This window comes from Mesorhizobium sp. 113-3-9, from assembly GCF_016756515.1.
Lineage (GTDB): Bacteria > Pseudomonadota > Alphaproteobacteria > Rhizobiales > Rhizobiaceae > Mesorhizobium.
The window spans coordinates 924,724-951,151 of sequence record NZ_AP023246.1 but is presented as its reverse complement, the minus strand read 5'-3'; the positions used below and the strand labels follow the sequence as shown (position 1 = coordinate 951,151).

The window sequence follows — 26,428 nt, the reverse complement described above, 5'->3', positions numbered from 1 at the left end:
AACTATCGCGGGAAATGATGATGGAAGACGTTATCCGATCGCTTGGCTATCTCTGCCTCGGCAGCCGGCTGAAGCGCATCGGCGAACAGTTACAGGCCGATGCGCAACAGCTGCTCGACGGCCTGGAGGTTCCGCTTCAGTCGAGCCAGTACCCCCTGCTGGCCGCTCTTGACAGGCTCGGGCCCCTGGCCATCGGCGAGCTGGCGCAATCGCTCGGGCTGACACAGCCGGGCGTGACACGGAGCGTGTCGCTGCTGGCCGAGCTGGGGCTGGTCGAAGCCATTCAGTCACGGGATGACCAGCGACGGCGGGTGGTCTCGCTGACGGGCAAGGGTCAGCGGCTCGTCGATGTGGCGAAACGGGATGTGTGGCCACGCATCGAAAACGCTGTCGCGGATCTGTGCCGGGACCTTTCAGGACCGCTTCTCGATCAACTCGCCGCCATCGAGGATGGGCTGGCCACGGCCCCGCTCGACCGTCGTGTCAAAACGGGCGCCGTGCAATGAAACATGTTCTCGACCGGCCCGTCTGGAGCGCGCTTGAGACGCGGCATCGCGCCTTCGCGCAAGGCGGCGATCTCGCCAGGCGCTATTCGCCGTCAATCGCCCTCTTTGCCGCCACCGCCGCGGATGATTCCGCAAGCCTGCAGGCACTTGGCGAGCTTGTTGGCCCGGATGAGAGCGTCATCATGGCGCAAGCCGACACCATTGCCCTTCCGCCGGGTCTCGCGGCGATTTCGACCGCCGACGCCGTCCAGATGATTGCCGAGGCGCCGTCGCCGGCCGTGCCGGATGAACGCGTCCAGCCCCTGACGCCAGAGGACGCTGTCGAAATGTTGGCCCTGGCGTCGCTCACCAAGCCTGGTCCGTTCACATCAGGCGCCTTGAGCCTTGGCGCCTTCTGGGGCGTGAAGGTCGAGGGCAGGCTGGTGGCGATGGCCGGCGAGCGCATGAAGCAGCCCGGCTATACCGAACTCAGCGGCGTGTGCGCGCACCCCGAGTTTCGCGGCACCGGCCTTGGCCGGCTGCTGTCCGTGTTCGTGGCCAACCAGATTTTCGCACGCGGCGAAATCCCGTACCTTCACGCCTTTGCCACAAACGCCGGCGCGATAAGGCTGTACGAGTCCATCGGCTTCAGCTTGAGGACCCCGATCAATGTCGCCGTCGTTCAGCGCGCTGCATAGGGCTGGACGCGACCGCGGACATCACGCCGATTTCGGTTCGAGCCGGCGGAAACCGACGGCTTCCATCAACATCTCCTCGTCGACCATGCCGGCATTGTGGAGCGCAAGCAGCGTCAGGGCGATTTCGCGCGCTTCCGGCGAATCGGGCTGCGCGTCGCGGCGCAGGCAGGCTTCGTCAAAGACGCGCTGCAGCCTGGCGATTTCGCCAGGCTTGAGCAGGCCACGATCATAGACTGACTTCGACATGGCGGCGGTCTCCTGGGAGAGGAGTTAGGGCGCCATTCCTAAATTACCAGTCTTTCCCGAGGCTTGAGCCTTGGCGATTGGCACAAACAGCCATCGCTTCGTCATCCCGGGGTCTCCGCGACGGAGCTTCGCTCCTGCTCCGCCCTGGGATGACGACACTCGCGGACGTCCATGACCCACGCCAACCGGCAGATCCCTGCTCCACCAGAGCCCCGAGATCAGACCGCGATCTTGCCGCCACCCTGCCTGGTGATGGCGACGACCGCTGGCCGCACCGGCATGTCGGGCTTGAAGTCGGGCCAGCGCGTCGACGGATCCTCGTAGTAGGACGGGCGGCCAAAGCCTTCCCAATCCTCGCCGCCATCGCCCGGATGCTGCACGGCGACGAAGGCGGTTTGGTCGTCGGGCGCAAACAGCGGGCCGCACATTTCGGCGCCGATCGGCACGCGGAAGAACAGTTTCGAGGTCGCCCGCGCGGCACCTTCCGTGTCGACCGCCCACAGGCCATCGGTGCGCCCGGTGGCTTTCGGGCCCTGGCCGTCGGTGGCGACCCACAGGCGCCCGGCCGAATCGACCGCGCAATTGTCGGGCATGCCGAACCAGCCATTGGCCGTCGTCGCCGTCGAGAAGGTGGCGCCGACATCCGCGACGGAGGGATCGCCGCATTTCAGCAGCACTTCCCATTTGCCCTTGGCGGCGGTGAAATCGCCGTCGGTCTCGGTGATCTCGATGATGTGGCCGAAGGCGTTCTCGGCGCGCGGGTTGGCGGCATCGACCTGGTCGGCCTTGCGCTTGGAATTGTTGGTCAGCATCACATAGACCTTGCCGTTGACGCCATTGGGCTGGATGTCCTCGGGCCGGTCCATCTTGGTGGCGCCGAGCAGATCGGCGGCACGCCGTGTCTCGATCAGCACGTCGGCCTGGCTGGCGAAGCCGTTCTCGGCCGTCAGCGGGCCCTGCCCAAAGACGATCGGCAGCCAGTCGACCGTGCCGTCCTCGGCGAATTTGGCGACATGCAGCGTGCCGTCGTCGAGCAGGTCCTTGTTGGCGGCATGGTCGTTGGCGTTGAAGGCGCCCTTGGTGACGAACTTGTAGACATAGTCGAAGCGCTCGTCGTCGCCGAGATAGAAGACGACGCGGCCGTCCTTGGCAACGATCGATTCGGCGCCCTCATGCTTGAAGCGGCCCATGGCGGTGCGCTTCCGCGGGGTCGAGGTCGGGTCGTTGACGTCGACCTCGACGATCCAGCCGAAGCGATTGGGTTCGTTGGGCTCCTTGGCGAGGTTGAAGCGGTCGTAATGCGCGCCCCATTCATAGGCGCCTTCGGGAATACCGAGCCGCTTGTAGTTGGCGGCTTCCTTGTGACCCTCGGGCAGTTCGCCGGAGAAATAGCCATGGATGTTTTCCTCGGCCATCACATAGGTGCCCCACGGCGTGACGCCGCCGGCGCAATTGTTGATGGTGCCGAACACCTTGGTACCGGATGCGTCGGCATTGGTCTTGACGCGATCATGGCCGGCGACCGGGCCGGACAGCGCCATCTCTGTGGTGGAGGTGATGCGGCGGTTGAGCTTGCCGTCGCGCACCACTTGCCATTTGCCGCCGTCCTTGCGGATCTCGACGATGGTGCCGCCATGCGCCGCCATTTCGACATCGACCTGCTCCTTCGAGAGCGGAGCGACCTCGGCCTTCTTCTTCCCGTCCTTCTCGACGATCGAAACGATGCCCGGGAACATCAGATGCGGGTTGGTGTATTCGTGGTTGACCACCAGCAGGCCGTGCTCGGCCGAGCCGTCGATCGGGATATAGCCGACATAGTCGTTGTTGTAGCCGAACTGTCTGGCCTGCGCCTCAGCCGACTGCTTCGTCGGGTCGAATTCCGGCGAATCGGCAAACAGCGGATCGCCCCAGCGCAACAGCACGTCGGCGTCATAGCCCGGCGCGACATGATGCTTGTCGTCGATGCCGGCCTCGAGCTCGTCGAACTTGAAGGCCGAGCCTTCCGCGGCGCGGGCATCGTCCGCGGCGATCATGGCCAGCGGGCCGACCGTGGCGGCGATCGCCGAGACGGCGAGCGATCCCTTGAGGAACCCCCGGCGCGAGAACCGCGCGGCGATGATCTCGCCCATGGTGCGGTTGTCGGTCGGGTTGATGGCCGGTCCTTCGTTTTCCTCGAGCAGGCTGGTGCGGAATCTGGCGTCGGGGGAGCGATGTTCGGTCATGAGGGCCTCTGGCTTTGGAGTGGCTGGAGCTTTTGTCGCTTTCGACCCCTACAGCCGGCTGATCACATTTTCGTGACATCATACCTGTTCCACCGCTCCGAGCGAGGCAGTTGTCATCCATGACCTCGGACTTTGGTCCAACCTTGCGCTTCCAAAGGTCCTGGGGGACAAACGCAACGGTCGGAGGTCGCTTCCGGTCAATACATCTTTCGGCGATGTTGCTGGTTGCAACGTTGGGGTGGGCGCGCCGGCTCAATCGACGGAGATCAGGATGAACGGATCGATCACGGCCCGTTGTTGCCGGCTGGCGCTCGTCACTGCGGCGGCTTTGCCGTTGACCATTGCTCCCTATCGAATCGCCCTGAACGGCTCCGCCCCCGGAATCGATGCCGCCACCGCACAGGCCGCCAAGGGCGGCAATGGCGGTGGCAACAACGGCAACGGCAACGGCAACGGTGGCAGCAACGGCAACAGCGGTGGCGGCAACAGCGGCAACGGAAATGGAAACGGCGGCAACAGCGGCAACAGCAGCGGCGGCAATAGCGGCAACGGAAATGGAAACGGCGGCAACAGCGGCAACAGCAGCGGCGGCAACAGCGGCAACGGAAATGGAAACGGCGGCAACAGCGGCAACAGCAGCGGTGGCAATAACGGCAACGGAAATGGAAACGGCGGCAATTCCGGAACAGATGACGGTAGCGGCAACTCGGGATCGGGCGCCAGCCAGAGCAGCACGGGCACCAGCCATGTCAACGCCACGACCGGCGACAAGGTCAGCGTGGACGGCAGCAAGATCTCGGTCGAGCACCCCAACGGCATGACGGAAAAGATCGAGAACGGTCGTTTCAGGATGCGCGACGCGCTCGGCCGCACGATAATCGACCGTCGGGCCACGCCCGCCGATGTCAGGCGTCTCAAGGCCTTGTGAGGCCGGTCAACAGGCAACGACCAGCTTCACACGTCACCTCCGCCGCCCCCGGCGGAGGTGACCTCGTTTTGTCTGGCTTTAGAGCAATTCCAGGAAAAGTGTGTAACGGTTTTCCCGGGACAAGCGCACAGCGCTTGCCCTTGGGAATTGCGTAAAAACAAATAGTTAGAGCGGTTCCGCGATGGCCTACGCGCGGTTCCTGTCTCGGTCGCGCAACTCGCGCATCATGAGGGCCGCCTCGGTGCGGTTTCGCACGTTGAGTTTCGACAGCACCCCGGTCATGTGGTGCTTGACCGTCTTCTCCTGCAACTCCAGGCGCAAGGCAACCTCCTTGTTGCTGAGCCCCTCCGCCACCAACCGCAGGATTTCCGTCTGTCGCCCGGTCAGTTGCCGCAGCCGGTCCGCCTCGCCATTGGCAGGCTGCGGGGACTGGAGATCGGACAGCAGCCGCGCCGACAGCGTCGGCGAAAGATAGCTCTCGCCGGCCGTGACGCTGCGCAGGATGTCGGCGAGTGCTCGCGATCCGACACCCTTGAGGATATAGCCGTGCACCCCCGCATTCAGGGCCTTGGTGACGTCGGCATTGGCCTCCGAAACGGTCAGCATGACGATCTTCTGGGCGGGGTGGTCGGCAAGGATGCTTGTAACCGCGGCCAGGCCGCCGCCCGGCATGGAGATGTCGAGCAGCAATATGTCAGGCTGGACCGTCGAGGCGATGCGTTCGGCATCCTGCGCCGTCGCACCTTCGCCGACGATCTCGAAGCCTCCGATCTCCGACAGGCTGCGCGTCACGCCTTCGCGAAACAGCGGATGATCATCGACAATAGCGATTCGAATGGCGCCAATCATGCTTGCTCCTCAACCGATAGACTGATTACCAATCGCGTGCCTTGTGCTCCGGTCAAGGTCTGGAACTGGCCGCCAATGCTTTCGACCCTCTCCCGCAGGCCGGCCAGCCCCAGCCCCTCGACCCGCGCCGGGTCGAAGCCCGGCCCGCTATCCGACACTTCAACAAAAAGCCGGCCATTCTTCATCCCGGCACGCACTGTCTGATCCTTGGCTCGCCCGTGGCGATACGCATTGTTCAGCCCTTCCTGCACGAAACGATAGATGCTGATCTTCTCCGAGGCGCCGGGTTCGGGCAAATGCTTGGGCACGGTAAGCCTCACCGAGGTTCCCGTCCGGCGCTCATGTTCGTCGACGGCCAGCCGTAATATCTCCTTGGCGGCGGCCGTCTCTATCTGCGGCAGCACAAGGCCGGTGCAGATACCGCGTATTTCGCGCATGGCATCCTCCAGCGTCTTGCGGATCATCGCGACCTCGGTCGAACGGCTCTCGGTCGTATGGCCGTCGTCCGAAAATACCGGGCTGTCCATGCGCAAAGCCGCCAGCGCCACGAGTTGCGCCGGTCCGTCATGAAGGTCGGCGCCGATCCGGCGCAGATATCTTTCGTTGAGTGCGGTGGCGCGGCGGGACGCCCGCTGCACACGCTGCCGCAAGGCGCTGTTTTGCGTCACCAGGTCCTGCAGTTCCGACACCTGGTGGCGCAGCGCGCCGCGCTGATCGTCGATGGTGCGGCTGGCCCGCAGGACGATGCCCGACAGCAGCAGAAAAGCCGTCAAGGTGGTGCCGGCCACGACCAGCCAGCTCGACAGCAGCGCGGAAGCCAGCGTGGCCTTGAAATCGCTGGCGACCTCGAAGAATTCGGTGACGGCCACCACATTGCCGGACCAGGGTTCGCGCACGGGATTGTAGATCTCCAGCAAGGGCACGCCGACAGCCTGTTCCTTCCTTTCGTCTTCGTCGAACGTATCGAATTGGGCGGTGACGTTGCCCTGGAAAGCGGACAGCAGATTGTCGGTCAGATTGAAGCGGCGGCCGATCAAGGCCGCGTCCTTCGCATAGAGCACCGTGCCGTCGCGCCGCCAGAGCCTGAACGAAACCAGGCGTTTGCCGAGCGCACCCTGGCCAAGCGTCTCGTCGAGCGCCTGCTTGACGGCCTCGCTGAGCTCTTCGCTCTTGCGCAGGTCCGGCAGCAGCGGCGCGATCACGCTGTCGACATAGAGCGCTGTCGTGGCGGCCGAATTGCGCATGACGCCGTCCCGGATCTGCGTCGTTACCCAGGTGCCGACGACGAGCATGACGGCCAGGAGGCCAAACCCACCGGCAACGAGGAATTGCAGGGCTAGCGAAAGCTCGCTCCAGCGCCGCGCCAAATTCTGCAGAATACGAATCATAAGCCCCTGACCGCCCCCTCCCCATCGACAGCTGGGCGACATTGGCACATTGAGCCTCAGTCTTGCCCTTGCCAAGACCTTAGTTGGAACGAGGTCGCTTGACGTCTCGGGGCGCTTGGGAAACAAGGTCCGCGGCACACGCGGCGGCAGCCGCTTCTAAGGGGACGGACGTTGAGTTTTTCGGGACTGCTGCAGCTTGGCTTTTCAACGGTGATCTTCCTTCTGGCGGCGACCGCCGCCAAGCAATGGGGACTGGCGCCGAGCCTCGGCAAGATCCTGCTGACGCTGGCACTCTATTCGCTGGGCAACTTGATCATGCTGCGGCTGATCCGAGAGTTCGGCATGTCGGTGTCCTTCAGCCTCTCGGCCGTCATTCAGCTGGTCTCGGTCAATGTCGTCGCGCTGGTGTTCTTCGGCGAGCGCGTCAACGCGCTGCAGGCCGCCGGCATCGTGCTGGCGATCGCGGCCGTGGCGCTGATCACGCTCGGGCCCTATCTGCAGGGACGATGACCGAATGAAGGCTGCGGTACCGATCCGATGAAAGACACTGCAAGCACCCTGCTTAACCGGATCGAATTCCCGGTCCTGCTGGCCGGCCTTGTCATCGCCGGCGGGCTTTGGGGCTTCGAGGAGTTGATGGAGGTGGCGCGCGCCACCACGCCACACGCCTTCGACACCGAAATCCTGCTTGCCTTCCGTCAGACGGGCCAACCCGGTATCCCAATCGGCCCGCCATGGCTGGAGGGGGCGATGCGCGACATCACCAGCCTCGGCAGCGCCAGCGTGCTGGTGCTGATCACGACGGCAACGATCATCTATCTGCTGTTGATCCGCAGGCCTGGGACCGCGCTTCTCATCTTTGTCGCCGTGGCGGGTGGCCAGGTTCTGTCGAGCCTGCTGAAGGTCGGCGTCGATCGGCCGCGGCCCGAGCTCGTCTCGCATCTGGTCAGCGAGACGTCGCTTTCCTTCCCGAGTGGCCACGCCATGCTGTCGGCGGTGACCTATCTCACGCTCGGTTCGCTCGCGGCGCGCTTCCTGCATGGCCGGGCGACGAAGATATACGTCCTGTCCCTCGCCGTGCTGACGACGGTGCTGGTCGGCGTCAGCCGCATCTATCTCGGCGTCCACTGGCCGTCGGATGTGTTGGCGGGCTGGTGTGCGGGCTTCGCCTGGGCGATGCTATGCTGGTTGGTGGCGCGGATCCTGCAGCGGCGCAAGGTGGTGAGCGACGACACCTGATGGCGCCTGGCCACGCCGCTCGGGCTTGCCCTCAGATCAATCTGTTGATCAGGTGTCCACCACATCCTGCCAGCGCCAGAGCCATTGACAGCAAGCATGCCGATGTCACCAAAGTCCTGAAAATGTTCAACCGCGTTACCCCCCTGCCTCAGATGGACAACATCCTAGCTTGCAATCCTCGGGAAGTATCGAAAATGGACAATCAGGCGACGGTGCTTAAGTCACAAGGATTGACGCTGATGCTTGAAACATCATGCGTCATCTCCGCGGACGCAGACATGGGTTGCGGCCGATGATCACTGCCGCGCAGATGCGTGCCGCAAGGGCCCTGGCCGGCATCGATCAGAAGACGCTCGCCGAGCGCGCCGGCGTTTCGCTTCCAACCATCCAGCGCATGGAAGCGAGCGACGGCGTGGTCCGGGGCGTGGTCGATACGCTGATGAAGGTCATCCAGGCGCTCGACGAGGCCGGGGTGGAACTGATCGGCGAGAACCAGGCCAGCGAGCGCGGCGGCAGGGGCGTGCGCCTCAAGCCCGCGGCACCGCCGGCATCAAGCGGCCGCTGGTGACCTATGCCGCCTCGATCCGCGACGCGCGGGCGCAGCTAGTGGGAAAGCGAGAGGCGCGGCTCCTTCGCGTCCAGCTTCCTTTCAACGAAGGAGGGCGGCTGGCCGGCGTCTCATCGGTTGAGCGATCTCGGACCGCTGACGAACGGGCTGCCCCTGAGATAGAATCGCAGCGGGCGGTCGGCATCCTTCGAAATGCCGATCCTGATGCCTTGCCCGATCTCGCCGGGGTCCTGGGCATCGCCTGCGAGCCATAAAAGCCCTTTCCGGCAGAGGTCGAGCCCGTCGAGCGAACGATCGATCCGCAGCGCCGAGGCCAGCCTTCCCGGCCCGCGCGCCAGGTCACGCAAGCGCTCGATGCCACGGTTCCGCCGCATGATCGCGATGCCTTCGAGCGGTTCCAGCGCCCGGATCAGGACACCGGTGCCGATCCCCTGCCCCTCGCTCGAGACGTTCAGCATCATGGAGGTGCCATAGGCGAGATAGACGTAGGCGTGGCCGCGCTCGAGAAACAGCGAACGATTGCGCGGGGTCATTCCCCTGAAACCATGCCCGGCGGCGTCGCCCACGACATAGGCCTCGGTCTCGACGATGCGGCCGCCGACAATGCCTTCGGGCAACGCCCGCATCACCAGCTTGCCGATCAGGAAGCGGGCGAGAGCGACGGTCTCGTTCGGCAGCTCCGCGCGGGCGATCGGCGGATGATTTTCCGCATGGCTCACAATATCCGCTCGGCCCATTGTGCCCGCGAGGCTCCCGGTTCGAATGGATCGCTGAAATACTGGGTCTCGCGGGCCACCTTGCCGTCCAGGAACTCCATGATGCTGACGGTGTAGGATGGCCGCCCGTCATAGGTCAGGACATATTCGGTGACCCAGAGGTCACCCGTGCCGGTGATCCGCCGCACGGTGAAGCGCTTGCGGTTCGGTTGCGCGGCGCGGGAGGACTGGATGTTGCGCCGTCCGCGGATGCGCTCGCCCGATTGCGGATAGTCGAGCACCGCGTCCTCCCGGTAGATCCGGTGTTCCGCCTCGAAGTCACCTGCGTCGGAGGCCGCCCAGTGGCGATCCAGGGCCGCCCGGATGTCCCTGTCTTCCATGGCAAAGTCTTCCATGGCAAACCTCCATCGCCGTCGATGGACCTTTCCTACCACGGGTCCATCGACGGCTGTTAGCGAAGGTCGCGGTTCGGCCCCGAGGCACCGTTTCTCAATCGAGCTTCAGCGCTGCGACCTCCCCCTCGTTCATCAGCGGCACATAGAGGATCGACTTGCCGTCGGTGCCGATGTCGGCGCTGCCCGGCTTGAAGTGCGCCACCGCTTCCGGAGTTCCGCCGGCCTTGTAGCGGTAAAGCGTGCCGGTCATGTAGGCGGTGGCGTAGATGGTGTCGCCAATGGCGATGACGCCGTCGAGGTCGGCGAATTTCTGCGCACCGGGCAGCGGCGAAACCACCTTGCTGGCGAGGTCGACCGACAGCAGCCCGCCCGGCTCCGCCGTGCTGAAGTCGGGCTTGATGCCCTTTCCCCAGGAGGCAACGATCAGCCGGTCGCCATCGGCGAAGACGCCATTGGGCGAAGCCAGCAACGCGTCCTTGACGAACAGCTCCGGTCTGTCGCCGTCGATGCGGTAGATCGTGTCGGCCAGCATGTCGCTGACATAGACCTTGCCCGTTTGATCCGCAGTCATGTCGTTGAGGAAGACGGCATTCGGCACCACGATGCTGGCGATCAGCTTGCCGCTGGCAAGATCGACGACGCGGACCTTGGTGATGTCGGCGACATAGAGCTTGCCGCCCGATATTGCCATGCCCTTGGGCGCGTCCATGCCTTCGGTCCAGTGCTGGGTGACGATCTTGCCGTCCAGGGACAGCACACTGAGATAGCCGTTGCCGTCGGCATCGCCCGGGTTACCGACAATATTGGAGACGATGATGCGGTTGTTGGCGGCGTCGAACAGTGCCGATTCCGGTTGTTCGAGGCCCGTTGCCCGCCAGAGTTCGCCGGCCTGGACCGCTGGTGCGGCCGCGATGCCGATGGTGGCGACCAAGGCTGAGATGATGAAGTGTTTCATGGCTGTTCTCCTGTGCTGACAGGCGGTGAGCTAGGATTTCCGATACTTTTCGAAAAGCCTGATTACCGTTAGTATCGAAAGTCGATACGAAATTGCCGGCAAGAGGTGCATCCCATGAACGGTCTGATCTTCGAGGCGCTGAAGCGGACACTGAAGGCGAAGGGCGTAACCTATCGCGAGCTGGCCGAACGCATGGGCGTTTCCGAGCCGACGGTGAAGCGCATCTTCCACGAGCGCAACTGCAAGCTCGACCGGCTGGTCGAGATCTGCGCCGCAGCCGGCGTCGAGCTGGAAAACGTGCTTGGCTCGATGAACCGGGGGCCGGGCCCGGTCAACCACATCGCGCCCGAGATCGAGCGCCGGCTCGCCGGGCGGCCGGCGCTGCTGTTCGTCTTCGTCATGCTGTCGGAAAAGTTCACGCCTGAGGGCATCATGCGCTCGCAAGGCCTGAGCGAGGCCTCGATGTTCCTCTATCTGCGCGACCTGGAAGAACTCGGCCTGATCGCGCTCGGCCGGGGCCTCACGGCGAGATTGCTGGTCGAAACGCCGATCCAGTGGAATTTCGAGGGGCCGCTCAGGTCGCTGTTCGAGATGACCAACAAGAATTTCATCGGCTGGGCCATCACCCATATCGAGAAGGAGGCGACCTTCGTCAGCTTCTCCAGGCGGATGCGGCCGGAGACGGCCGAGATGGTGCGGCGCGAAGCGGAGGACCTTGCCGAGCGCGCCAAATTGCTGGCTCACCACGACCAGCATACGACGCCCGAGGACGGGCTCACCGGCTACAAATGGACGTTTGCCTTTGGAGCGACGCCGTTTCCCGCGATCATGCCGATCGGCCCGCACCCGCGCGATGCCGGCGCGCGGACGCCTGAGCAGCCCGCCGCAAAAGGACGGCGCCCGCTTCCAGCTTGAAAGGACTGCCAAACATGCATTATTCGGCGGCTTTCGTCTCCGCACTGGCGGCCTTGTCGTCCCAGACCATTTGCCGGTAGTCGAAACCATATTCCAGCGTCGGTTTGACGATGCGGAAAAACGGCGACAGGTCAAAGTCGCGCGGCGTGTAGAGCGAGTGGTGGCGAATGTGCAGGATTTCCTTGCGCATATAGCTCGACTGCGCCGAGGCGCGGCCCGGCGCACGGGTGATCTCGGGCAGGATCGGGTAGTGGATCCGGCCATAGGCCTCGGCGATGAGCGAGGAGCAAATGGCCCGGGTCGGGTCACCGGAGCCGAAGGCCAGCATGCGCCGGCGCCAGCGCACCGGCACCGGCGGCGTCGGCAGGAAATAGCGCAGCATGTCGAAAATGTTCTTGAGGTCGTATTTCAGGCCAAGCTTGCCGATCATGAAGGCGACGACCGTCTCGCGGTCCTCCGGCGTCAGCCCGCTCGCCCGGCAGATGCGGGTGTTGTAGGTGCGGTAGCGCGACAAGGGTACCGCCACGCAGCCTTCGCCGAGCGTGACCTCGATCAGCCGCCGCCGCTCTGTTCCGTCCCCCGGTTCGGCCAGCGCGTCGCCGACATAGAAGGCCGCGTGCGACCATGTCGACTGGGTGAGGTACTTGATCGCCGCCGAGATCTTCTGGTTGCCCTCGATCAGCAGGATGTCGCCGGGTTCCAGCGTGCGGCGCAGCGTTTCAGGGTCCGACGGCGTGTAGGGTTCATAGCCGGAGGACTCTTGCTGCAACCGGCCGGCGAGCCAGCGGCCAAGTCGGTCCAGGAGCGTGTCGCCGGGCTCGGTCATGATGCAGCGTGACTAGCACACGCCGGCGGGGAAGTGCCAGCGTGCCGGCTCTTCGTCAGCCGGCCGAAGCGCTCGTCTCGTCGCGCTGCGCCGGACTGGCCAGATCATCGCGCGCCTTGCGGGCCAGCTTCTTCGTCGAATGCCTGGGGCTGTCGCCGAACAGTTCGGCCGCCTCGGCAAGACATGACTTTCTCAGACTCTTCTCCGAGCGCTTCATGAGCTTGCCAAGAAGTTTCGTGTCCTCGGGCGGGCCAAGCGGCTCGTCGTCGGCCTCGAGCAGCGCGCGCAAGACGAACAGATCATGCAGTTCGCCGAGCCGCTCGCCCAGTGCATCGACCGTCTTGCGCCGCGCCTTGATCGGCGTCGGCCAGAGCCTGCCCAGCAGCGAGAGGTGCATGCCATGCGTCTTGGCCGCCTTGCGCAAATCGTGGAAATCGTCGGCCTCGCCGCGCGAGCCAGCCTTGTCGAGCGCCTTCCTGGCACGGCGCAGCGTGACCCGGGCGCCTTCGGCAAGCACGTCGGCCGCCTGTTCCGGCTGGTCGGGCAAGTCGAGGCTTTCGATCCGCTTCATACCGTCTTGGCAGGCCGCGGTCGCCGCGCCGATCGCAGCTTCGAGGCCGGCGCCTTCGTGGAGATCGTGCTGGCGGGCGATCAGCCGGTCACGTACGGCATCGAGCCCGCCATCGGCGCTCTCCTTGGGGAAAGCTGCCGCCAGCCGGTCGATGGTCTCGATCAGCGCCGTCGCTTCGCGCGGGCCGGCAAGCAGCGCCGCGACGTTGCGATAGCACTGATTCTCTGTCGTGCAGAATGTTTCGTCGCCGGAATGAACCAGGCGCAGCAAGGCACGAGCGCTCTTCAGCCGCTTGCGGCATTTATGCAGTCCCTGCTCAGGCCGGCTGCGCGCCGTATCCAGATGCAGGAGCGCCTTGCCAATTTCCTCGGCGAGGATGCGCCTGACCTCGCCGGTCAGCGGCAGGCGCGGATCGATACGAAAGCTCATGCGGCGATCTCCGGTATCCCCCCGAGGGCGAGCGACGCGTTGTAGAATTTCTGCTCGCCGGTGACTTCACGGCCGAGCCAGTCAGGCAGCATTTCGTCCGGCACGTCTTCCGGCGTCTCGAGTTCGGCCACCACAAGTCCCGCGAGCGCACCGCCAAAGACGTCGACTTCATAGAGATAGCCGCGGTGCCTAACATGGTGACGTGTCTTCTCGATGACACGTCCGATGGCGAAGTCCAGCATCTCCACGGCATCGGCGAGCGGGATTGGATATTCGAACTCGTCGCGCTCGCGCGCGCCGCTGCCGAATTTGAGCGTCAGCTTGGCGGAAGCGCCGTCGCTGATGCGAATGCGCACGGTCCGCCCAGGCGCCGTGGCGAGATAGAACTGGAGAATGCGGATATCCGCCTCGACCAACTCCCGCCATGCGATGCTGGAGACCAGGAACTTGCGCTCGACTTCCTTGCCCATGGCCGCGCACTTAAGCGTTTGCCGCGGGCGATGGCAAGACAACTCCGAACACAAGTTGACTTTAATCAATCGATTGATTAAAGTCTTGCCATGATCAAAGTCCCCGACGCCAAAAATCCGCGCCGCGAAACCTCTCCGGCGGATCTGACGCGCACCGCACTCGTGCGGGCGGCGCTGAAACTGTTCGGTCGGCAGGGTTTCGACGGTACCTCGACCCGTGAGATCGCGGCGGAGGCGCAGGCCAATATCGGCTCGATCGCCTATCATTTCGGCGGCAAGGAAGGCCTTCGCGCCGCCGCCGCCGACTATATCGTCGAAACCATCCAGACGGTTGCCGGCCAGGCACTGGGCAGCGCCCAGGTCGCGGCGGCAAACGATCCGGAGGCCGCGCGTTTGCTGCTCTTCGGGGCGCTGGAGCGGATGGTCGGCTTCATCGTGGCGCAGCCGCAGGCCGGCGAGATCGTGCAATTCGTCCTGCGCGAACTGTCGCATCCGACAGCAGCCCTCGACCGCATCTATGACGGCGTGTTCGAGCCGACACATCGTAGGCTGTGTCTGATCTGGGAGCAGGCCACCGGCGAGCCGGCCGAAAGCGAGCGGACCCGGCTCACCGTGTTCACGCTGATCGGCCAGGTCATCTATTTCCGCATCGGCCGCGAAGCGGTGATGCGCCGCATGGGCTGGCACGATATCGGCGCGGCCGAGGCCGCCAAGGTCGTGGCGGTCACGACGGACAACCTCAGCGCCATACTGGCCGCCCGAAAGATCGAGGAAGCGGCAAGGATGAAGGGGCAAAGACCATGAGCTTTCTGTGTTCGCTGCCGCTCGCCGCGCAGCTTTTCGGGGCCTGTGCCCCTGCCGCCCCCCTGGCCGTCGGCTATGTCGAGGGCGACTATGTGCTCCTGGCGCCGATCGAGGTGGCGCAGGTCGAGGCCGTCGCCGTGAAGCGCGGCGATCGCGTCACGCCGGGCACGACGGTGGTGACGCTGGAAAGCGCCGACGCCAAGATCGCGGTGGCGCAGGCCGAGGCAAGCCTCGCCCAGGCCCAGGCGCAGCTCGCCGATTTGCAGGTCGGCAAGCGGCCGGAAGAAATCGCTGCACTCAAGGCGCAGGTCGACATGGCCAAGGCGCAGGCCGACGACGCGAAGCGCAAATACGACCGCGCCGCCGATCTGTTCAAGCGCGGCACCGGCACCCAGGCCGATTACGACACCGCCTCGGCGACGCTGGAGACCGCCAATGCCCAGGTCGGCCAGGCCGAGGCCAACCTCGCCGTCGGTGGTCTGCCGGCCCGGCCCGAGACGATCAAGGCCGCCGACAATCAGGTCAAGCAGGCGCAGGCAGCGCTGGAGCAGGCTCGGTGGCGGCTGTCCAAGCGCACGCTGGCCGCGCCCTCGCCCGGCCGCGTCAACGACGTCATCCGCAATCCCGGCGACACCGCCGGCCCGACCGCGCCGGTCATCTCGATGCTGCCCGACGGCGCGGTGAAGCTCAGCGTCTACATACCAGAGGCCGCCTTCTCCTCGGTCAGGATCGGCAGCCTGCTCAACGTTCATTGCGACGGCTGCGGCGCGGGGGTGAAGGCGCGCGTCAGCTATGTCTCGCCCGATCCCGAATTCACCCCGCCGGTGATCTATTCGCTCGAGAACCGGCAGAAGCTGGTCTATCTGGTCGAGGCACGGCCGGAGGGCGATGCCGGCCCGCTGCAGCCCGGCCAGATCGTCGACGTCGATCTCGCGGAAACGGCGAGATGAACGCCATCGACGTTCACGGCCTGGTCAAGCGGTTCGGCGACAAGACCGTCGTCGACCATGTGACGATGTCGGTCGCCGAAGGCGAGATCGTCGGCTTCCTCGGCCCCAATGGTTCGGGCAAGACCACCACCATCCGCATCATGTGCGGCCTGCTGACGCCGGACGAAGGCGACGGCACGGTGCTGGGTTTCAACATCCGCACGGAGTCGCTCAGGATCAAGCGCGAAGTCGGCTACATGACGCAGAAATTCTCGTTCTACGAGGATCTGACGATCGGCGAGAACCTCGAATTCGTGGCGCGGCTCTACCGGCTGAAACCGGTCGAGGAATATGTCGCCAGGACACTGGAGGAACTCGGCCTGACCTCGCGCCGCAACCAGCTGGCCGGCACGCTGTCCGGCGGCTGGAAGCAGCGGCTGGCGCTCGCCGCCTGCATCATGCACAAGCCGAAGCTGTTGTTGCTCGATGAGCCGACGGCCGGTGTCGACCCGAAGGCGCGGCGCGAATTCTGGGACGAGATCCATCGTCTCGCCGGCGGCGGGCTCACCGTGCTGGTCTCCACCCATTATATGGACGAAGCCGAGCGCTGCCACCGCATCAGCTACATCTCCTACGGCAAGATGCTGGCCACCGGCACCGTCGCCGAAGTGGTCAGGAATGCCGGGCTGACGACATTCGTGGTGCAGGGGCCGCGGCTGGCCAAGGTGGCTGAAGAGCTGCAGGGCCGCCCCGGCGTCGACCAGGTGGCGCCTTTCGGCGCGACGCTGCATGTCGTCGGTTCCGACAGGAAGAAGCTCGAAGCAGCGCTTGCCGATGTCGAGAAGGAGCACGAGGGCGTGACGGTCGCGCCGGGCGAAACCAGCCTGGAGGACGTCTTCATCCAGTTCATGTCGGGGTCGAAGGACAACATGGCATGAACAGCGTCTTCTCCTTCGCCAGGCTTGGCGCGCTGCTGATCAAGGAATTCATCCAGATGCGGCGCGACCGCATCACCTTCGCCATGATGCTCGGCGTGCCGCTGTTGCAGTTGGTGCTGTTCGGCTTTGCCATCAACAACGATCCGAAGGGCTTGCCGACGGCGCTGGTGGCGATGAGCAACGACCAGTACACGCGCGCCATGGTCTCGGCGCTGCAGGTGACGGGCTATTATCGTTTCGACCATGTCACCCAGAGCGCCGAGGAGGCGGAATTCCTGATGGCGCGCGGCGACGTTTCCTTCGTCGTCACCATCCCGGCCGACTTCGCCAAACGTGTCGAGCGCGGCGACAATCCGCAGATCCTGATCGAGGCGGATGCCACCGATCCCTCGGCGGCGAGTGGCGCCATTTCCACGCTGAGCACGGTGGCGAGCCAGGCGCTGCTGCGCGCGCAAGGCATGCAGGCCGCCGCCGCCGAGAACGCCAGGCAGCAGCTGCAGGTGGTGGTGCACCAGCGCTACAATCCCGAGGGCATTTCGCAATACAACATCGTGCCCGGCCTGCTCGGCGTCATCCTGCAGATGACCATGGTGATGATGACGGCCATGGCGCTGACGCGCGAAACCGAGCGCGGCACGATGGAGAACCTGCTCGCCATGCCGTCCAGCCCGGCCGAGATCATGCTGGGCAAGGTGCTGCCCTTCCTCGTCGTCGGCGCGGTGCAGGTCGCGGTGGTGCTGGTGGCGGCCAAGCTTCTGTTCGACATCCCGTTCGTCGGCAGCCTGACGCTTCTATTGTCATCGGTGCTTGTCTTCGTGCTCTCGCTGGTGCTGCTCGGCTACACCATCTCGACCATGGCCCGCTCGCAAATGCAGGCCATGCAGCTGACCTTCTTTTTCTTCCTGCCGTCCCTGCTCCTGTCCGGCTTCATGTTCCCCTATCGCGGCATGCCGGGTTGGGCCCAGGCGCTGGGCGAAATCTTCCCGCTGACGCATTTCCTGCGCATCACCCGCGCGGTGATGCTGAAGGGCGCCGACTTCCACGCCATCGCCACCGAGATCGGCTGGCTGGCCGTGTTCGTGCTGGTGTTCGCCGGCACCGCGCTTTTGCGCTTCAGGCGCACGCTGGACTGACCGGCGCTTCGCACGAAGCCCGCCGGAAAACTTGGCGGCACCGCCGCGCAACCTGGGCTACGCGGCGGGCCGTTTAGAGCAATTCGAGGAAAAGTGTGTAACGGTTTTCCCGGGACAAGCGCGTAGCGCTTGCCCTTGGGAATTGTGTAAAAACAAATAGTTAGAGCGGTTCTGCGATTCCGTGAAACGCTGAACCGCTCTACGGGCACGGATGGGAGATCGTGCACGTGACCGCGGTCACGACCGAGAGCTTCTCGCGCTTCATCAGCCGTGGCTTTTCGTAGGTCTTTTTCATCCTGTCACCTGTCCCAACGAACCATGATCGCCAATGACGACGGCCGGATCGTAAAACGGCGTCCGGGCGCCCGCATCTCCCGCATGGCAGATGCGTCGATAACGGGCATGGCGCGGAGGACAAGGCTCTCAGGCGGCCGCCATGATCCCGGCATAGGTGCCGAAATCGACATTGCCGCCGGACAGCACCACGGCGACATTCTTGCCCGACAGTTCGATCTCGCCCGATGACAGCGCCGCCAGCGCGACGCAGCCGCCCGGCTCGACCACCAGCTTCAGATAGGCCATGGCATCGCGCATCGCCTGTGCCGTCGCTTTGTCGGAGACGGCGATGGCGCCGGCGAGGTTCTTGCGGTTGATCTCGAACGTGATCACCCCCGGCTCGGCCGTCAGGATCGCGTCGCAGATCGAGCTGTAGCCCGCTTCGTTGGAAACCCGGGCGTCGGCGGCGAGCGAGCGGCGCGTATCGTCGAAATGCTCGGGCTCGACCGCCCAGACCGCTGTGCCTGGCGAGGCGTCCTTCACCGCCACCGAAATGCCGCTCGACAGGCCGCCGCCGCCGCAGGGGATCAAGACGGCGTCGAGGCCGACGCCGAGCGCCTTGGCCTGCCGCATGAGTTCAAGGCCGATCGTGCCTTGCCCGGCAATGATGGCAGGATCGTCGAAGGGCGGCACCAGCACCATGCCCTTGTCGATATAGGGGCGAACCACGGTCATGCGGTCATCGCGAAAGCGGTCGAAGGGCACCACCTCCGCGCCCATCTTGCGGACATTGCCGATCTTCATCGCCGGCGCGTCCGCCGGCATGGCGATGACCGCCTTGACGCCGAACATGGCGGCCGAAGCGGCGACCCCTTGCGCATGATTGCCCGAGGAGAAGGCGACGACGCCCCGGCTGCGTTCCGCCTCGCTCAGCGACGACAGCTTGTTGTAGGCGCCGCGGAACTTGAACGAGCCGGTGCGCTGCAGCGTCTCCGGCTTGAACAGGACGCGGCCGCCGAAGCGCTTGTTCAGCTCCTGCGATTCGATCAAGGGGGTTTCGACGATCAGGCCGGAGAGGCGGGCCGCGGCGGCGTGGATGTCGGCGATGCCGGGAAGGGTGGTCATGGCGGATCCTGTAGCGATGTGATCCGGCCATGGTGCACGCAAAGGGCGGCGCGGTGCCACCGAAAAGATGTGACCGATACAAAGCTAGGAGTCATGCGTGAAATGCGAGATCACCCCTGCCTCGGCTGCGCCCCCCCTCTGTCCTGCCGGACATCTCCCCCACTAGTGGGGGAGATCGGCAGTCATTGGCGCTTTCACCACTTTTCAGCGGAGAAAGAAGGGCGGGACGGTGACGCTGTTAATCTCCCCCCTTGTGGGGGAGATGGCCGGCAGGCCAGAGGGGGGGCGCTGTCCCGCCGACATCTCGCCAGTTTCACCCAAGCAACGTCCGCTGCCTCTTGGTCCCGCCGAGCTTGCGCCAGTTGTTGAAGCGATGGGTAGCGGCGGCAAAGGAGATCTTCATCTGCTGGGCGACCGAATAGCGCGACTTGCCTTCATCGAACATACGGTAGCAGCACTCGACCCCTTCCTCGGTCAGCTTGCCGTCGGGGGCCTTGTTGTGCGGGTTGGCGGGGTCGAACTTTTCGATCTGCTGCTCGACCAGACCCTTCAGGCGCTGCAGATCGGCCTCGATGCCGGCGATGAGATCGAGAACGGGTTTCGGGTCGAAATGCTGCGGATGCGGCTTCGTCATGCGCATGCTCCTTATTCTTGTCTTAGGTTCAGCTATATAGGTGAATCTTCGTCAATAAAGAAGGATCGAGGCCGCTCGAGCGCTTCAACAATTCTTGAACCCCGTGACCTCGGCGCGATTGACCCGGAGCGTGGCAAACCCTAGTTTAGAACTATTCTAAACTAGGGTCCTTTCCTCATGCTTTCCCGTGTTTTCGGCTTCGGCCGCCGCCCCTTCGAATCGCTCTCCGAACAGGAAATCCTGGCGCTGGCCATTTCATCCGAGGAAGACGACGGCCGCATCTATCGGGCCTATGCCGACGGGCTGGCGGAAAGCTTCCCGCAATCGGCAAAAGTGTTCGAGGAGATGGCCGAGGAGGAGGACGGCCATCGCGACGCCCTGATCGAACTCTTCCGCAAGCGTTTCGGCGAGCGCATTCCGCTGATCCGGCGCGAACATGTGAAAGGCTATTTCGAGCGCAAGCCCGACTGGCTGGTGAGGCCGCTCGGCATCGAGCATGTGCGCCGCCAGGCCGAGGCGATGGAGCAGCAGGCCTACCTGTTCTACGTCGAGGCGGCAAAGCACACCACCGATGCTTCGACGCGAAAACTTCTCGACGATCTCGCCATAGCCGAACAGGGTCACGAGACACTGGCGCAGCGGCTGGAGCAGAAGCATGTGCCCGGCGATGTGAAGGATGAGGAGGCCGCCGCCGAGCAGCGCCAGTTCATCCTGACTTATGTGCAGCCCGGCCTGGCCGGCCTGATGGACGGTTCGGTGTCGACGCTGGCGCCGATCTTCGCCGCTGCCTTTGCCACGCATGACACCTGGCAGACTTTCCTGGTCGGGCTTGCCGCGTCGATCGGCGCCGGTATCTCCATGGGTTTTACCGAGGTCGCTTCCGACGACGGCAAGCTCTCGGGCCGCGGCTCGCCGATAAAACGCGGCATCACCACCGGCGTCATGACATCAGCCGGCGGTCTGGGCCACGCATTGCCCTATCTCATTCCGCATTTCTGGACGGCGACGGCGGTTGCCGCAGTGGTGGTGTTCTTCGAATTGTGGGCCATCGCCTTTGTCCAGAACCGCTACATGCAGACGCCCTTCCTGCGCGCCGCCTTCCAGGTGGTGCTGGGCGGCGCGCTGGTGTTCGCGGCGGGGGTGCTGATCGGGAATGCTTGAGCGCTGCCGCGACAAGCCACTCACCCATTCACCGCCCGGCTGTCCGCTGGCGCCTCGTCCCTTTCGGTCAGCCCGTAATCGCGAACGACATGCGCGATGCGCAGACGGTAGCCGGCAAAGATACCGCCGCGGCCCGCCTGCTGCGCCTGGCGGTGCTCTTCGGTGTTGCGCCAGGCCTTCACCGCGTCCTCGTCGCGCCAGAACGACAGCGACAGGATGCGGTTCGGGTCTGCGAGACTCTGAAAGCGCTCGATCGAGATGAAGCCGTCAATGCCGGCGAGCAAGGGGCGCAGCTTGGCGGCGATAGCGAGATAGGCATCGCGCCGGCCCTCCGCGGGCTGTACCTCGAAGATGACGGCGATCACGGCAGCACCAGCTTCGCATGGGGCCCGGAGACGTGTTTCAGGAACATGCGGTCCTCCTTGAGGATGAATCTTTCGCGGCGGGCGAACTCATAGTTTGCCTTGCCGGCCGGATCGGCGGCAAGGCGGGCCCGATAGGCTTCGTAGGCGGCCAGGCTTTCAATATTGTAGGCGGCGTAGGCCGTCGTCGCCGAACCCTCATGCGGAGCGTAATAGCCGATGAGATCGGCGCCGCAGCGCGGGATGGCCTGGCCCCAGTTGCGGGCATATTCCTCAAAGGCGGCCTTGCCGAACGGGTCGATCTCATAGCGGATGAAGCAGGTGATGGTCATGGTCGGCTCCCTGGGGTCTTGCATCGACGCTTCGAGCGCGGTCTAAACGTCATGTTGATCGATGTGCTAGGCAGTTTGGTGTCAGGAGCCATTGTCGCTTGCGTTGCCGGCTCCTTGAGCTGAAGCCAGATTAGTGGTTATCTCACAAGAATGCTTCGACAAGGATCAAACTATGCGTGAAGGACCCGATATCGCGCGCATCGCCAGCCTGGTCGGCGATCCGGCCCGCGCCAACATGCTCAGCGCGCTGATGGGCGGCACGGCGCTGACGGCGAGCGAACTGGCGCTGGAGGCCGGCGTCTCCTTGCCGACCGCCAGCTCGCATTTGTCGAAATTGATGGAGGGTGGGCTGCTGACCTTGGCCAGCCAGGGCAGGCATCGCTATTACGGCCTCGCCGGTCCGCAGGTCGCGGGCATGATCGAAGCCATCACCGGTGTGGCGGAAGCCGTTGGCCCCAAGCGCGTGCGGCCGGGTCCGCGTGACGCGGCGATGCGCGTCGCCCGGGTCTGCTATGACCACCTCGCCGGCGAGCAGGCGGTGGCGATGCTCGACCGCCTTGTCGAGAAAGACATCCTGCTGCGTGACGAGAGGGAGATCAGGCTTGGTCCGTCGGCGGCATCGCATTTTTCCGCCATCGGCATCGATGTTGGTCCCAGGCCGCGCCGGCCGGTCTGCCGCGCCTGCCTCGACTGGAGCGTGCGCCGCTCGCACCTCGCCGGCACGCTGGGCGCGGCCATCCTCGACAAGATCCTTCTGGAAAAATGGGCACGCCGCGAAAAGGACAGCCGCGCCATCATCTTCTCGCCGCCGGGCAAGCAGGCGTTTGAGAGGCTGTTTTTGGCCTAGTTAGCCGGCGCTCACCCTCGCTTCAACGCCTTCCCCTGCTCGAAAAACCCCTTCCACGGATCGGCTTGCGCCAACTGTTTCAGCGTCGTCTTGTCGCCGATCGGGAACGCGTTCGGCGCCAGCCCGGCCTCGATCTCGGCCCAGGTCACCGGCATCGACACGGTAGCCCCCTTCTTGGCCCTCGACGAATAGGGTGCGACCGTCGTCGAGCCGCGGCCGTTACGCAGATAGTCGACGAAGATTTTCCCGGTGCGCGCCTTTTTCGACAGCGTCGCCGTGTAGCGGTCGGGGGCGGCCTGTTCGAGCGCCTTGGCGAAGTCATGGGCGAAGGTTTTTACCGCATCCCAATCCGCCGAGGGCTTCAGCGGCACCAGCACGTGATAGCCCTTGCCGCCCGATGTCTTGACGAAATTCGGCAGCGACAGCTCGTCGAGCTTGCCCCTGATGTCGAGCGCTGCCTCGCGCACCGCTTTCACGTCGACGCCTTCATCGGGGTCGAGATCGAAGATGATCTGGTCCGGCTGTTCGAGCTTGTCGATCGTGCAGCCCCAGATGTGGATCTCGACCACGCCGTACTGGACGAGCGCCGCGACGCCATCGAAATCCCGGACGAACAGGATTTCCTCGCCGTCGGTCGGGTCTTTCATCCGGGCGATCTTGTCGCTCATCCCGGCCGAGGCGTGTTTCTGGAAGAAGCGTGGGCCGCCGACGCCGTCCGGCGCCCGTACCAGGCTGAGCGGACGGTTGACGACGAACTGCTCCATGCGCGGCCAGACCTCCGCGTAATGCTCGAGCAGACCTTGCTTGGAGATTTTTTCGTCGGGCCACAACAGCTTTTCGGGGTGGGAGAGCTTGACGGTGGTCGTCACCGCCCCGGCGGATTTGCCGGCGCCGCTTGACGACGGCTTGGCCTTGCCTGTCGCTGCCTTGGGCTTTTCCTGCACAACGTCCTCCGCCGGCTTGTCCTCGCGCAGCCCCTGGAACGAGGCATGGCGTATTATACGGTCCGAGGTCCAGCTGCGAAACTCCACTTCGCCGACAAGCTCCGGCTTGACCCAGACCAGGCCCTTGCCCTTCGGCACGGCCTTGTCGAAAGGCGAATCCTTGGCCTTCAGCGCATCGAGTTTCCTCTTCAGCTCCGTCGCACCCTTGGCGGAGAAGCCGGTGCCGACGCGCCCGGCATAGTGTAGTTTGCCGGCCTCGTAGTAGCCGACCAGTAGCGAGCGCAGCCCGCGCCCGGTCTTGTCCGACGGCAGATAGCCGCCAATGACGAATTCCTGCCGCGCCGTGCATTTCGACTTCACCCATGTCGGGCCGCGCCCGCTGCGATAGGGCGCATCGGCTCGCTTCGAGACGACGCCTTCCAGCCCCATGCGGCAGGCATGCTCCAGCATGATCTTGCCGGGCTCGGAAAAGTGGTCGGAGAAACGCACCGCCGGGTTCTCGGACTGCTTGCCGAGCAGCTCCTGCAAGGCCTGCTTGCGCTCGATGAGCGGCTCGGCGCGCAAATCCTTGCCGTCGAGGCGCATCAGGTCGAACACATAGTAGATGAAGCGATTTGTCCGCTTTGCCGACAAATCCTGCTGCAGCAAGGCGAAGGAAGAGACGCCGCTGTCGGCCAGCACGACGATCTCGCCGTCGATGATGGCATCGCTGCATTTCAAGCCGGCGAGTTCGGTGACGATTTCGCTGCCGAATTTCTCCGTCCAGTCGAGCCCGGTGCGGGTCAGGAGCCGCACATCGGCTCCGGCGATCTGCGCCTGCATGCGATAGCCGTCGAATTTGACTTCGTGCAGCCAGTCCTTGCCCGGCGGCGCATCCCTTTCGAGTGTCGCCAGCTGCGGTTCGATGAAGTCGAGTTTCCGGGCAGCCGCCTTTGCGTTGCCGGCCGCCGGCTTGTTCGAATGCCAGACGTCGGGCTCTCGGTCTTTCGCCGTCTTGCCTTCGCCGATCTCCTCGATCGTCAGGCCGGACTTCACCGATTGCGGCGCCTCCCTCAGTATATCCTCGCCCGGGCGCGCCGCGGCGTCGTCCGACTTGATCAGCAGCCAGTTGTCGCGCTTTTCGCCCGGACGCGGTTTCAGCCTGACCAGATGCCACAGCCCATGCAGCTTGTGGCCCTTGAGCTCGAAGCTGATATGGCCTTTCTTCATCGCCTTGGCCGGGTCGGTCTCGGGGACCCATGTCCCTTCGTCCCAGACGATGACCGAGCCGCCGCCATATTCGCCTTTGGGGATCGTGCCCTCGAACGGTGCATAGTCGATCGGGTGGTCCTCGACATGGACGGCCAGCCGCTTCTCATGCGGGTCCAGGCTTGGGCCACGTGTCACCGCCCAGCTCCACAGCACGCCGTCATGTTCCAGCCGAAGGTCGTAATGAAGCCTGGTCGCCGCGTGCTTGTGGACGACGAAGATGCCGCCCTCGCTTTTCCCGGTCCGCGCGATCTTGCCGGCCGGTTCCGAGGTCTTCTTGAAATCGCGCTTGGCGTTATATTGCTCGAGACCGGCCATTTGGTCCCTCAGGCCGATTTGCGCTTGGGCGCGGCCGCTTTCGGCTTGGCGCGCTTGGCCGCCGGTTTGGTTTTCGCGGACGACGCTTTCGTGGAGCCTGAATCCGACGAAAGGCTCTTCTTCAGCGCGTCGAACAGGTTGACGACGTTCGAGGGTTTGGGCGCCGCCTGGGCCTTGGGCGCTTTCTTGCCGGCCTTCTTGGCGCGGATCAGCTCGAGCAGTGCGTCCTCATATTTATCGTCGAATTTCGATGGATCGAACTTCGCCTTCTTCTTGTCGATGATCAGTTCGGCCAGATCGGTCATCTCCTGGTCGGTCTTCACCGCCTTGATCTCGCCGAACACGCTGTCCGGCTGACGCACCGTGTTGTCGTAACGCAGCGTCGTCAGCACCATGCCCTTGCCGAGCGGCTCGATGACCACGGGGCGTTCCCGGCTATAGAGCACGATGCGCGCCAGCCCGGCCATCTTCTTGCCTGCCATGGCATCGCGGATCACTGCGAAAGCTTCCTCCGACACCTTATCGGCCGGCGCGACATAATAGGGCGTATCGAGATAGATCTGCTGGATCGAGGCTTTGTCGACGAAACCGTCCAGGCTCATAGTGTGCGACGATTCAATCTGCACCGCCTCGATCTCGTCCTCCTCGATATGGACGAAATCGCCATCATCCAATTCATAGCCTTTGATTTCGTCGCCATCGGCAAGCGGCTTGCCGGTTTGCGCATCGACATAGATGCGCTTCACCGTGTTGCCGGTCTTGCGGTTGAGAATCCGGAACGAGACCCGCTCCGTATGGGTGACGACATTGGTCAGTTCAACGGCACAAGTGACCAGCGAAAGCTTCAGATAGCCCTTCCAGGCTGGACGTGGTGCCATGACGAACTCCCGTGGTGACAGGTCGAGAACGAGCAAGTTCCATTCCAGTTCCAACCGCACGCTGCTGCGCAAGCCATCGCCCGGGGCTCCGCGCACGAAAATTTCCCGCGTTGGCTGGAAGTTGAAACAGAACCGCGCGCAGGCGACATTCAAACGAAACATATGTGATGCAAAAGTCACACTCGGCGGAATGGCGACAAAAGGCATGGAAACACCCCGAATCAGCCGCATTCCGGCCACGAAGCAACGGGTTTTCGACCAGAAATTAACATCACGTTCACCGACTATTCACGCCTCGATGCTATCATTCGCGCAATTCGGAAGGGACATCCGAAAATCGGGACAGGGACGGGTAAAATGAACTTCCTAACGCACCTCATCGGCTACGCCGCCGCCATTCGCGAATTCGTCGCGCCGACCTATCGGCCAGAGCGCTACTACATGCGCGGCCCGGGTCCGGCTTGCGCCCGTCGCGGCACCTCGCTGGGCGCGCACTGATCATGACGTTCGAGAGCCGCCACAACAGCCGGATCTGCCGGCCAGGTGCCAACTCCCGCGCCACCACCTATCGCGCTGAGCGTCCGGTTTTCGCCGACGAG

31 protein-coding genes are annotated in these 26,428 nt (G+C 64.2%); 15 read left to right on the top strand and 16 right to left on the bottom strand.

The genetic code is table 11. From position 1 onward, the window contains the following. Positions 1 to 17 precede the first annotated feature (17 nt). Together MesoLj_RS04485 and MesoLj_RS04480 are read left to right on the top strand one after the other, a co-directional pair. Positions 18 to 506, top strand: a complete 489-nt coding sequence (locus MesoLj_RS04485) for a MarR family winged helix-turn-helix transcriptional regulator (protein ID WP_202325211.1) — start codon at positions 18 to 20, stop codon at positions 504 to 506. Beyond that, complete coding sequence (locus MesoLj_RS04480) at positions 503 to 1,183, top strand: GNAT family N-acetyltransferase (protein ID WP_202325210.1); 681 nt, start codon at positions 503 to 505, stop codon at positions 1,181 to 1,183. Before MesoLj_RS04485 ends, MesoLj_RS04480 begins: the two co-directional genes overlap by 4 nt. Before the next feature lie 21 nt (positions 1,184 to 1,204). Here MesoLj_RS04480 and MesoLj_RS04475 read toward each other — a convergent pair whose 3' ends face one another. Then, a complete protein-coding gene (locus tag MesoLj_RS04475; protein WP_172347739.1) occupies positions 1,205 to 1,429 on the bottom strand; it encodes a hypothetical protein in 225 nt (74 codons plus the stop codon). Positions 1,430 to 1,647: 218 nt separating this feature from the next. Then, positions 1,648 to 3,651 carry a PhoX family protein gene (locus MesoLj_RS04470; RefSeq protein WP_202325209.1) on the bottom strand — a complete coding sequence of 668 codons (2,004 nt, stop codon included), beginning with the start codon at positions 3,649 to 3,651 and terminating at the stop codon, positions 1,648 to 1,650. 271 nt (positions 3,652 to 3,922) lie between these two features. Between MesoLj_RS04470 and MesoLj_RS04465 the strand changes: the two genes are divergently transcribed. Further along, entirely contained in the window at positions 3,923 to 4,579 is a 657-nt protein-coding gene (locus MesoLj_RS04465; RefSeq protein WP_202325208.1) for a hypothetical protein, read from the top strand. 186 nt (positions 4,580 to 4,765) lie between these two features. On the opposite strand, the gene MesoLj_RS04460 is transcribed toward MesoLj_RS04465, so the two are convergent. Both MesoLj_RS04460 and MesoLj_RS04455 read right to left on the bottom strand, forming a co-directional pair. Continuing rightward, a complete protein-coding gene (locus MesoLj_RS04460; RefSeq protein WP_140771069.1) occupies positions 4,766 to 5,428 on the bottom strand; it encodes a response regulator in 663 nt (220 codons plus the stop codon). Continuing rightward, positions 5,425 to 6,816: a sensor histidine kinase gene (locus tag MesoLj_RS04455; RefSeq protein ID WP_202325207.1), complete on the bottom strand. Its 1,392-nt coding sequence runs from the start codon at positions 6,814 to 6,816 to the stop codon at positions 5,425 to 5,427. The genes MesoLj_RS04460 and MesoLj_RS04455 overlap by 4 nt, the downstream gene beginning before the upstream one ends. 171 nt (positions 6,817 to 6,987) lie before the next feature. On the opposite strand from MesoLj_RS04455, the gene MesoLj_RS04450 reads away from it, so the two are divergent. The 3 genes from MesoLj_RS04450 (at position 6,988) to MesoLj_RS04440 (ending at position 8,623) form a co-directional block, all read left to right on the top strand. Then, positions 6,988 to 7,326: a hypothetical protein gene (locus tag MesoLj_RS04450; RefSeq protein WP_140771065.1), complete on the top strand. Its 339-nt coding sequence runs from the start codon at positions 6,988 to 6,990 to the stop codon at positions 7,324 to 7,326. A gap of 27 nt (positions 7,327 to 7,353) precedes the next feature. Continuing rightward, positions 7,354 to 8,055: a phosphatase PAP2 family protein gene (locus MesoLj_RS04445; RefSeq protein ID WP_202325206.1), complete on the top strand. Its 702-nt coding sequence runs from the start codon at positions 7,354 to 7,356 to the stop codon at positions 8,053 to 8,055. Between the two features lie 292 nt (positions 8,056 to 8,347). After that, positions 8,348 to 8,623 carry a helix-turn-helix domain-containing protein gene (locus tag MesoLj_RS04440; RefSeq protein ID WP_202325205.1) on the top strand — a complete coding sequence of 92 codons (276 nt, stop codon included), beginning with the start codon at positions 8,348 to 8,350 and terminating at the stop codon, positions 8,621 to 8,623. A 110-nt stretch (positions 8,624 to 8,733) separates the two neighbouring features. Here MesoLj_RS04440 and MesoLj_RS04435 read toward each other — a convergent pair whose 3' ends face one another. From MesoLj_RS04435 to MesoLj_RS04425, 3 genes are all read right to left on the bottom strand, one after another. After that, positions 8,734 to 9,360, bottom strand: a complete 627-nt coding sequence (locus tag MesoLj_RS04435) for a DNA-3-methyladenine glycosylase (protein ID WP_202325204.1) — start codon at positions 9,358 to 9,360, stop codon at positions 8,734 to 8,736. Next, positions 9,339 to 9,719: a nuclear transport factor 2 family protein gene (locus MesoLj_RS04430; protein ID WP_202327168.1), complete on the bottom strand. Its 381-nt coding sequence runs from the start codon at positions 9,717 to 9,719 to the stop codon at positions 9,339 to 9,341. Before MesoLj_RS04430 ends, MesoLj_RS04435 begins: the two co-directional genes overlap by 22 nt. A gap of 109 nt (positions 9,720 to 9,828) precedes the next feature. Further along, positions 9,829 to 10,689: an SMP-30/gluconolactonase/LRE family protein gene (locus MesoLj_RS04425; RefSeq protein ID WP_202325203.1), complete on the bottom strand. Its 861-nt coding sequence runs from the start codon at positions 10,687 to 10,689 to the stop codon at positions 9,829 to 9,831. Positions 10,690 to 10,803: 114 nt separating this feature from the next. Here MesoLj_RS04425 and MesoLj_RS04420 point away from each other — a divergent pair, with 114 nt between their 5' ends. Next, on the top strand, positions 10,804 to 11,604 hold the full coding sequence (locus tag MesoLj_RS04420; RefSeq protein WP_202325202.1) for a helix-turn-helix domain-containing protein: 801 nt from the start codon (positions 10,804 to 10,806) through the stop codon (positions 11,602 to 11,604). Between the two features lie 19 nt (positions 11,605 to 11,623). On the opposite strand, the gene MesoLj_RS04415 is transcribed toward MesoLj_RS04420, so the two are convergent. From MesoLj_RS04415 to MesoLj_RS04405, 3 genes are read right to left on the bottom strand one after another with little or no spacing between them, the layout of a single operon-like run. After that, the gene (locus MesoLj_RS04415; RefSeq protein WP_202325201.1) at positions 11,624 to 12,430 is read right to left on the bottom strand and encodes a YiiX/YebB-like N1pC/P60 family cysteine hydrolase; all 807 of its coding nucleotides are present in this window, start codon (positions 12,428 to 12,430) and stop codon (positions 11,624 to 11,626) included. Between the two features lie 55 nt (positions 12,431 to 12,485). After that, positions 12,486 to 13,430 (bottom strand): CHAD domain-containing protein, encoded by a 945-nt coding sequence (locus MesoLj_RS04410; RefSeq protein ID WP_202325200.1) that lies wholly within the window; start codon positions 13,428 to 13,430, stop codon positions 12,486 to 12,488. Continuing rightward, complete coding sequence (locus tag MesoLj_RS04405; RefSeq protein ID WP_140771049.1) at positions 13,427 to 13,900, bottom strand: CYTH domain-containing protein; 474 nt, start codon at positions 13,898 to 13,900, stop codon at positions 13,427 to 13,429. The genes MesoLj_RS04410 and MesoLj_RS04405 overlap by 4 nt, the downstream gene beginning before the upstream one ends. Positions 13,901 to 13,990: 90 nt before the next feature. On the opposite strand from MesoLj_RS04405, the gene MesoLj_RS04400 reads away from it, so the two are divergent. Genes MesoLj_RS04400 through MesoLj_RS04385 form a run of 4 tightly spaced genes read left to right on the top strand, consistent with a single transcriptional unit; the run spans position 13,991 to position 17,704 of the window. Next, positions 13,991 to 14,704 carry a CerR family C-terminal domain-containing protein gene (locus tag MesoLj_RS04400; RefSeq protein ID WP_202325199.1) on the top strand — a complete coding sequence of 238 codons (714 nt, stop codon included), beginning with the start codon at positions 13,991 to 13,993 and terminating at the stop codon, positions 14,702 to 14,704. Further along, the gene (locus MesoLj_RS04395) at positions 14,701 to 15,654 is read left to right on the top strand and encodes an HlyD family secretion protein (RefSeq protein ID WP_202325198.1); all 954 of its coding nucleotides are present in this window, start codon (positions 14,701 to 14,703) and stop codon (positions 15,652 to 15,654) included. The genes MesoLj_RS04400 and MesoLj_RS04395 overlap by 4 nt, the downstream gene beginning before the upstream one ends. Next, a complete protein-coding gene (locus tag MesoLj_RS04390) occupies positions 15,651 to 16,571 on the top strand; it encodes an ABC transporter ATP-binding protein (protein WP_202325197.1) in 921 nt (306 codons plus the stop codon). The genes MesoLj_RS04395 and MesoLj_RS04390 overlap by 4 nt, the downstream gene beginning before the upstream one ends. Next, positions 16,568 to 17,704 (top strand): ABC transporter permease, encoded by a 1,137-nt coding sequence (locus MesoLj_RS04385; RefSeq protein ID WP_140771042.1) that lies wholly within the window; start codon positions 16,568 to 16,570, stop codon positions 17,702 to 17,704. The genes MesoLj_RS04390 and MesoLj_RS04385 overlap by 4 nt, the downstream gene beginning before the upstream one ends. Positions 17,705 to 18,127: 423 nt before the next feature. Here MesoLj_RS04385 and MesoLj_RS04380 read toward each other — a convergent pair whose 3' ends face one another. Then, a complete protein-coding gene (locus tag MesoLj_RS04380) occupies positions 18,128 to 19,105 on the bottom strand; it encodes a threonine/serine dehydratase (protein ID WP_202325196.1) in 978 nt (325 codons plus the stop codon). 313 nt (positions 19,106 to 19,418) lie between these two features. Then, a complete protein-coding gene (locus tag MesoLj_RS04375) occupies positions 19,419 to 19,739 on the bottom strand; it encodes a hypothetical protein (protein ID WP_056576330.1) in 321 nt (106 codons plus the stop codon). Positions 19,740 to 19,916: 177 nt separating this feature from the next. Here MesoLj_RS04375 and mbfA point away from each other — a divergent pair, with 177 nt between their 5' ends. Continuing rightward, positions 19,917 to 20,900, top strand: a complete 984-nt coding sequence (gene mbfA / locus MesoLj_RS04370) for an iron exporter MbfA (RefSeq protein ID WP_140771036.1) — start codon at positions 19,917 to 19,919, stop codon at positions 20,898 to 20,900. A gap of 20 nt (positions 20,901 to 20,920) precedes the next feature. Here the strand turns inward: mbfA and MesoLj_RS04365 are convergent, their stop codons facing one another. Next, positions 20,921 to 21,265, bottom strand: a complete 345-nt coding sequence (locus MesoLj_RS04365; protein WP_202325195.1) for an antibiotic biosynthesis monooxygenase family protein — start codon at positions 21,263 to 21,265, stop codon at positions 20,921 to 20,923. Further along, complete coding sequence (locus MesoLj_RS04360; RefSeq protein ID WP_140771034.1) at positions 21,262 to 21,594, bottom strand: NIPSNAP family protein; 333 nt, start codon at positions 21,592 to 21,594, stop codon at positions 21,262 to 21,264. Before MesoLj_RS04360 ends, MesoLj_RS04365 begins: the two co-directional genes overlap by 4 nt. A gap of 172 nt (positions 21,595 to 21,766) precedes the next feature. On the opposite strand from MesoLj_RS04360, the gene MesoLj_RS04355 reads away from it, so the two are divergent. Further along, on the top strand, positions 21,767 to 22,441 hold the full coding sequence (locus tag MesoLj_RS04355) for an ArsR/SmtB family transcription factor (protein ID WP_140771032.1): 675 nt from the start codon (positions 21,767 to 21,769) through the stop codon (positions 22,439 to 22,441). An 11-nt stretch (positions 22,442 to 22,452) separates the two neighbouring features. On the opposite strand, the gene ligD is transcribed toward MesoLj_RS04355, so the two are convergent. Next, entirely contained in the window at positions 22,453 to 24,951 is a 2,499-nt protein-coding gene (gene ligD / locus MesoLj_RS04350) for a DNA ligase D (protein ID WP_202325194.1), read from the bottom strand. 8 nt (positions 24,952 to 24,959) lie between these two features. Beyond that, complete coding sequence (gene ku / locus MesoLj_RS04345; protein ID WP_202325193.1) at positions 24,960 to 25,829, bottom strand: non-homologous end joining protein Ku; 870 nt, start codon at positions 25,827 to 25,829, stop codon at positions 24,960 to 24,962. Here ku and MesoLj_RS04340 point away from each other — a divergent pair. Both MesoLj_RS04340 and MesoLj_RS04335 read left to right on the top strand, forming a co-directional pair. Continuing rightward, positions 25,828 to 26,190 carry a hypothetical protein gene (locus tag MesoLj_RS04340; RefSeq protein ID WP_202325192.1) on the top strand — a complete coding sequence of 121 codons (363 nt, stop codon included), beginning with the start codon at positions 25,828 to 25,830 and terminating at the stop codon, positions 26,188 to 26,190. The genes ku and MesoLj_RS04340 overlap by 2 nt on opposite strands. Further along, positions 26,187 to 26,327 (top strand): hypothetical protein, encoded by a 141-nt coding sequence (locus MesoLj_RS04335; protein ID WP_013892047.1) that lies wholly within the window; start codon positions 26,187 to 26,189, stop codon positions 26,325 to 26,327. Before MesoLj_RS04340 ends, MesoLj_RS04335 begins: the two co-directional genes overlap by 4 nt. Positions 26,328 to 26,428: the final 101 nt, after the last annotated feature.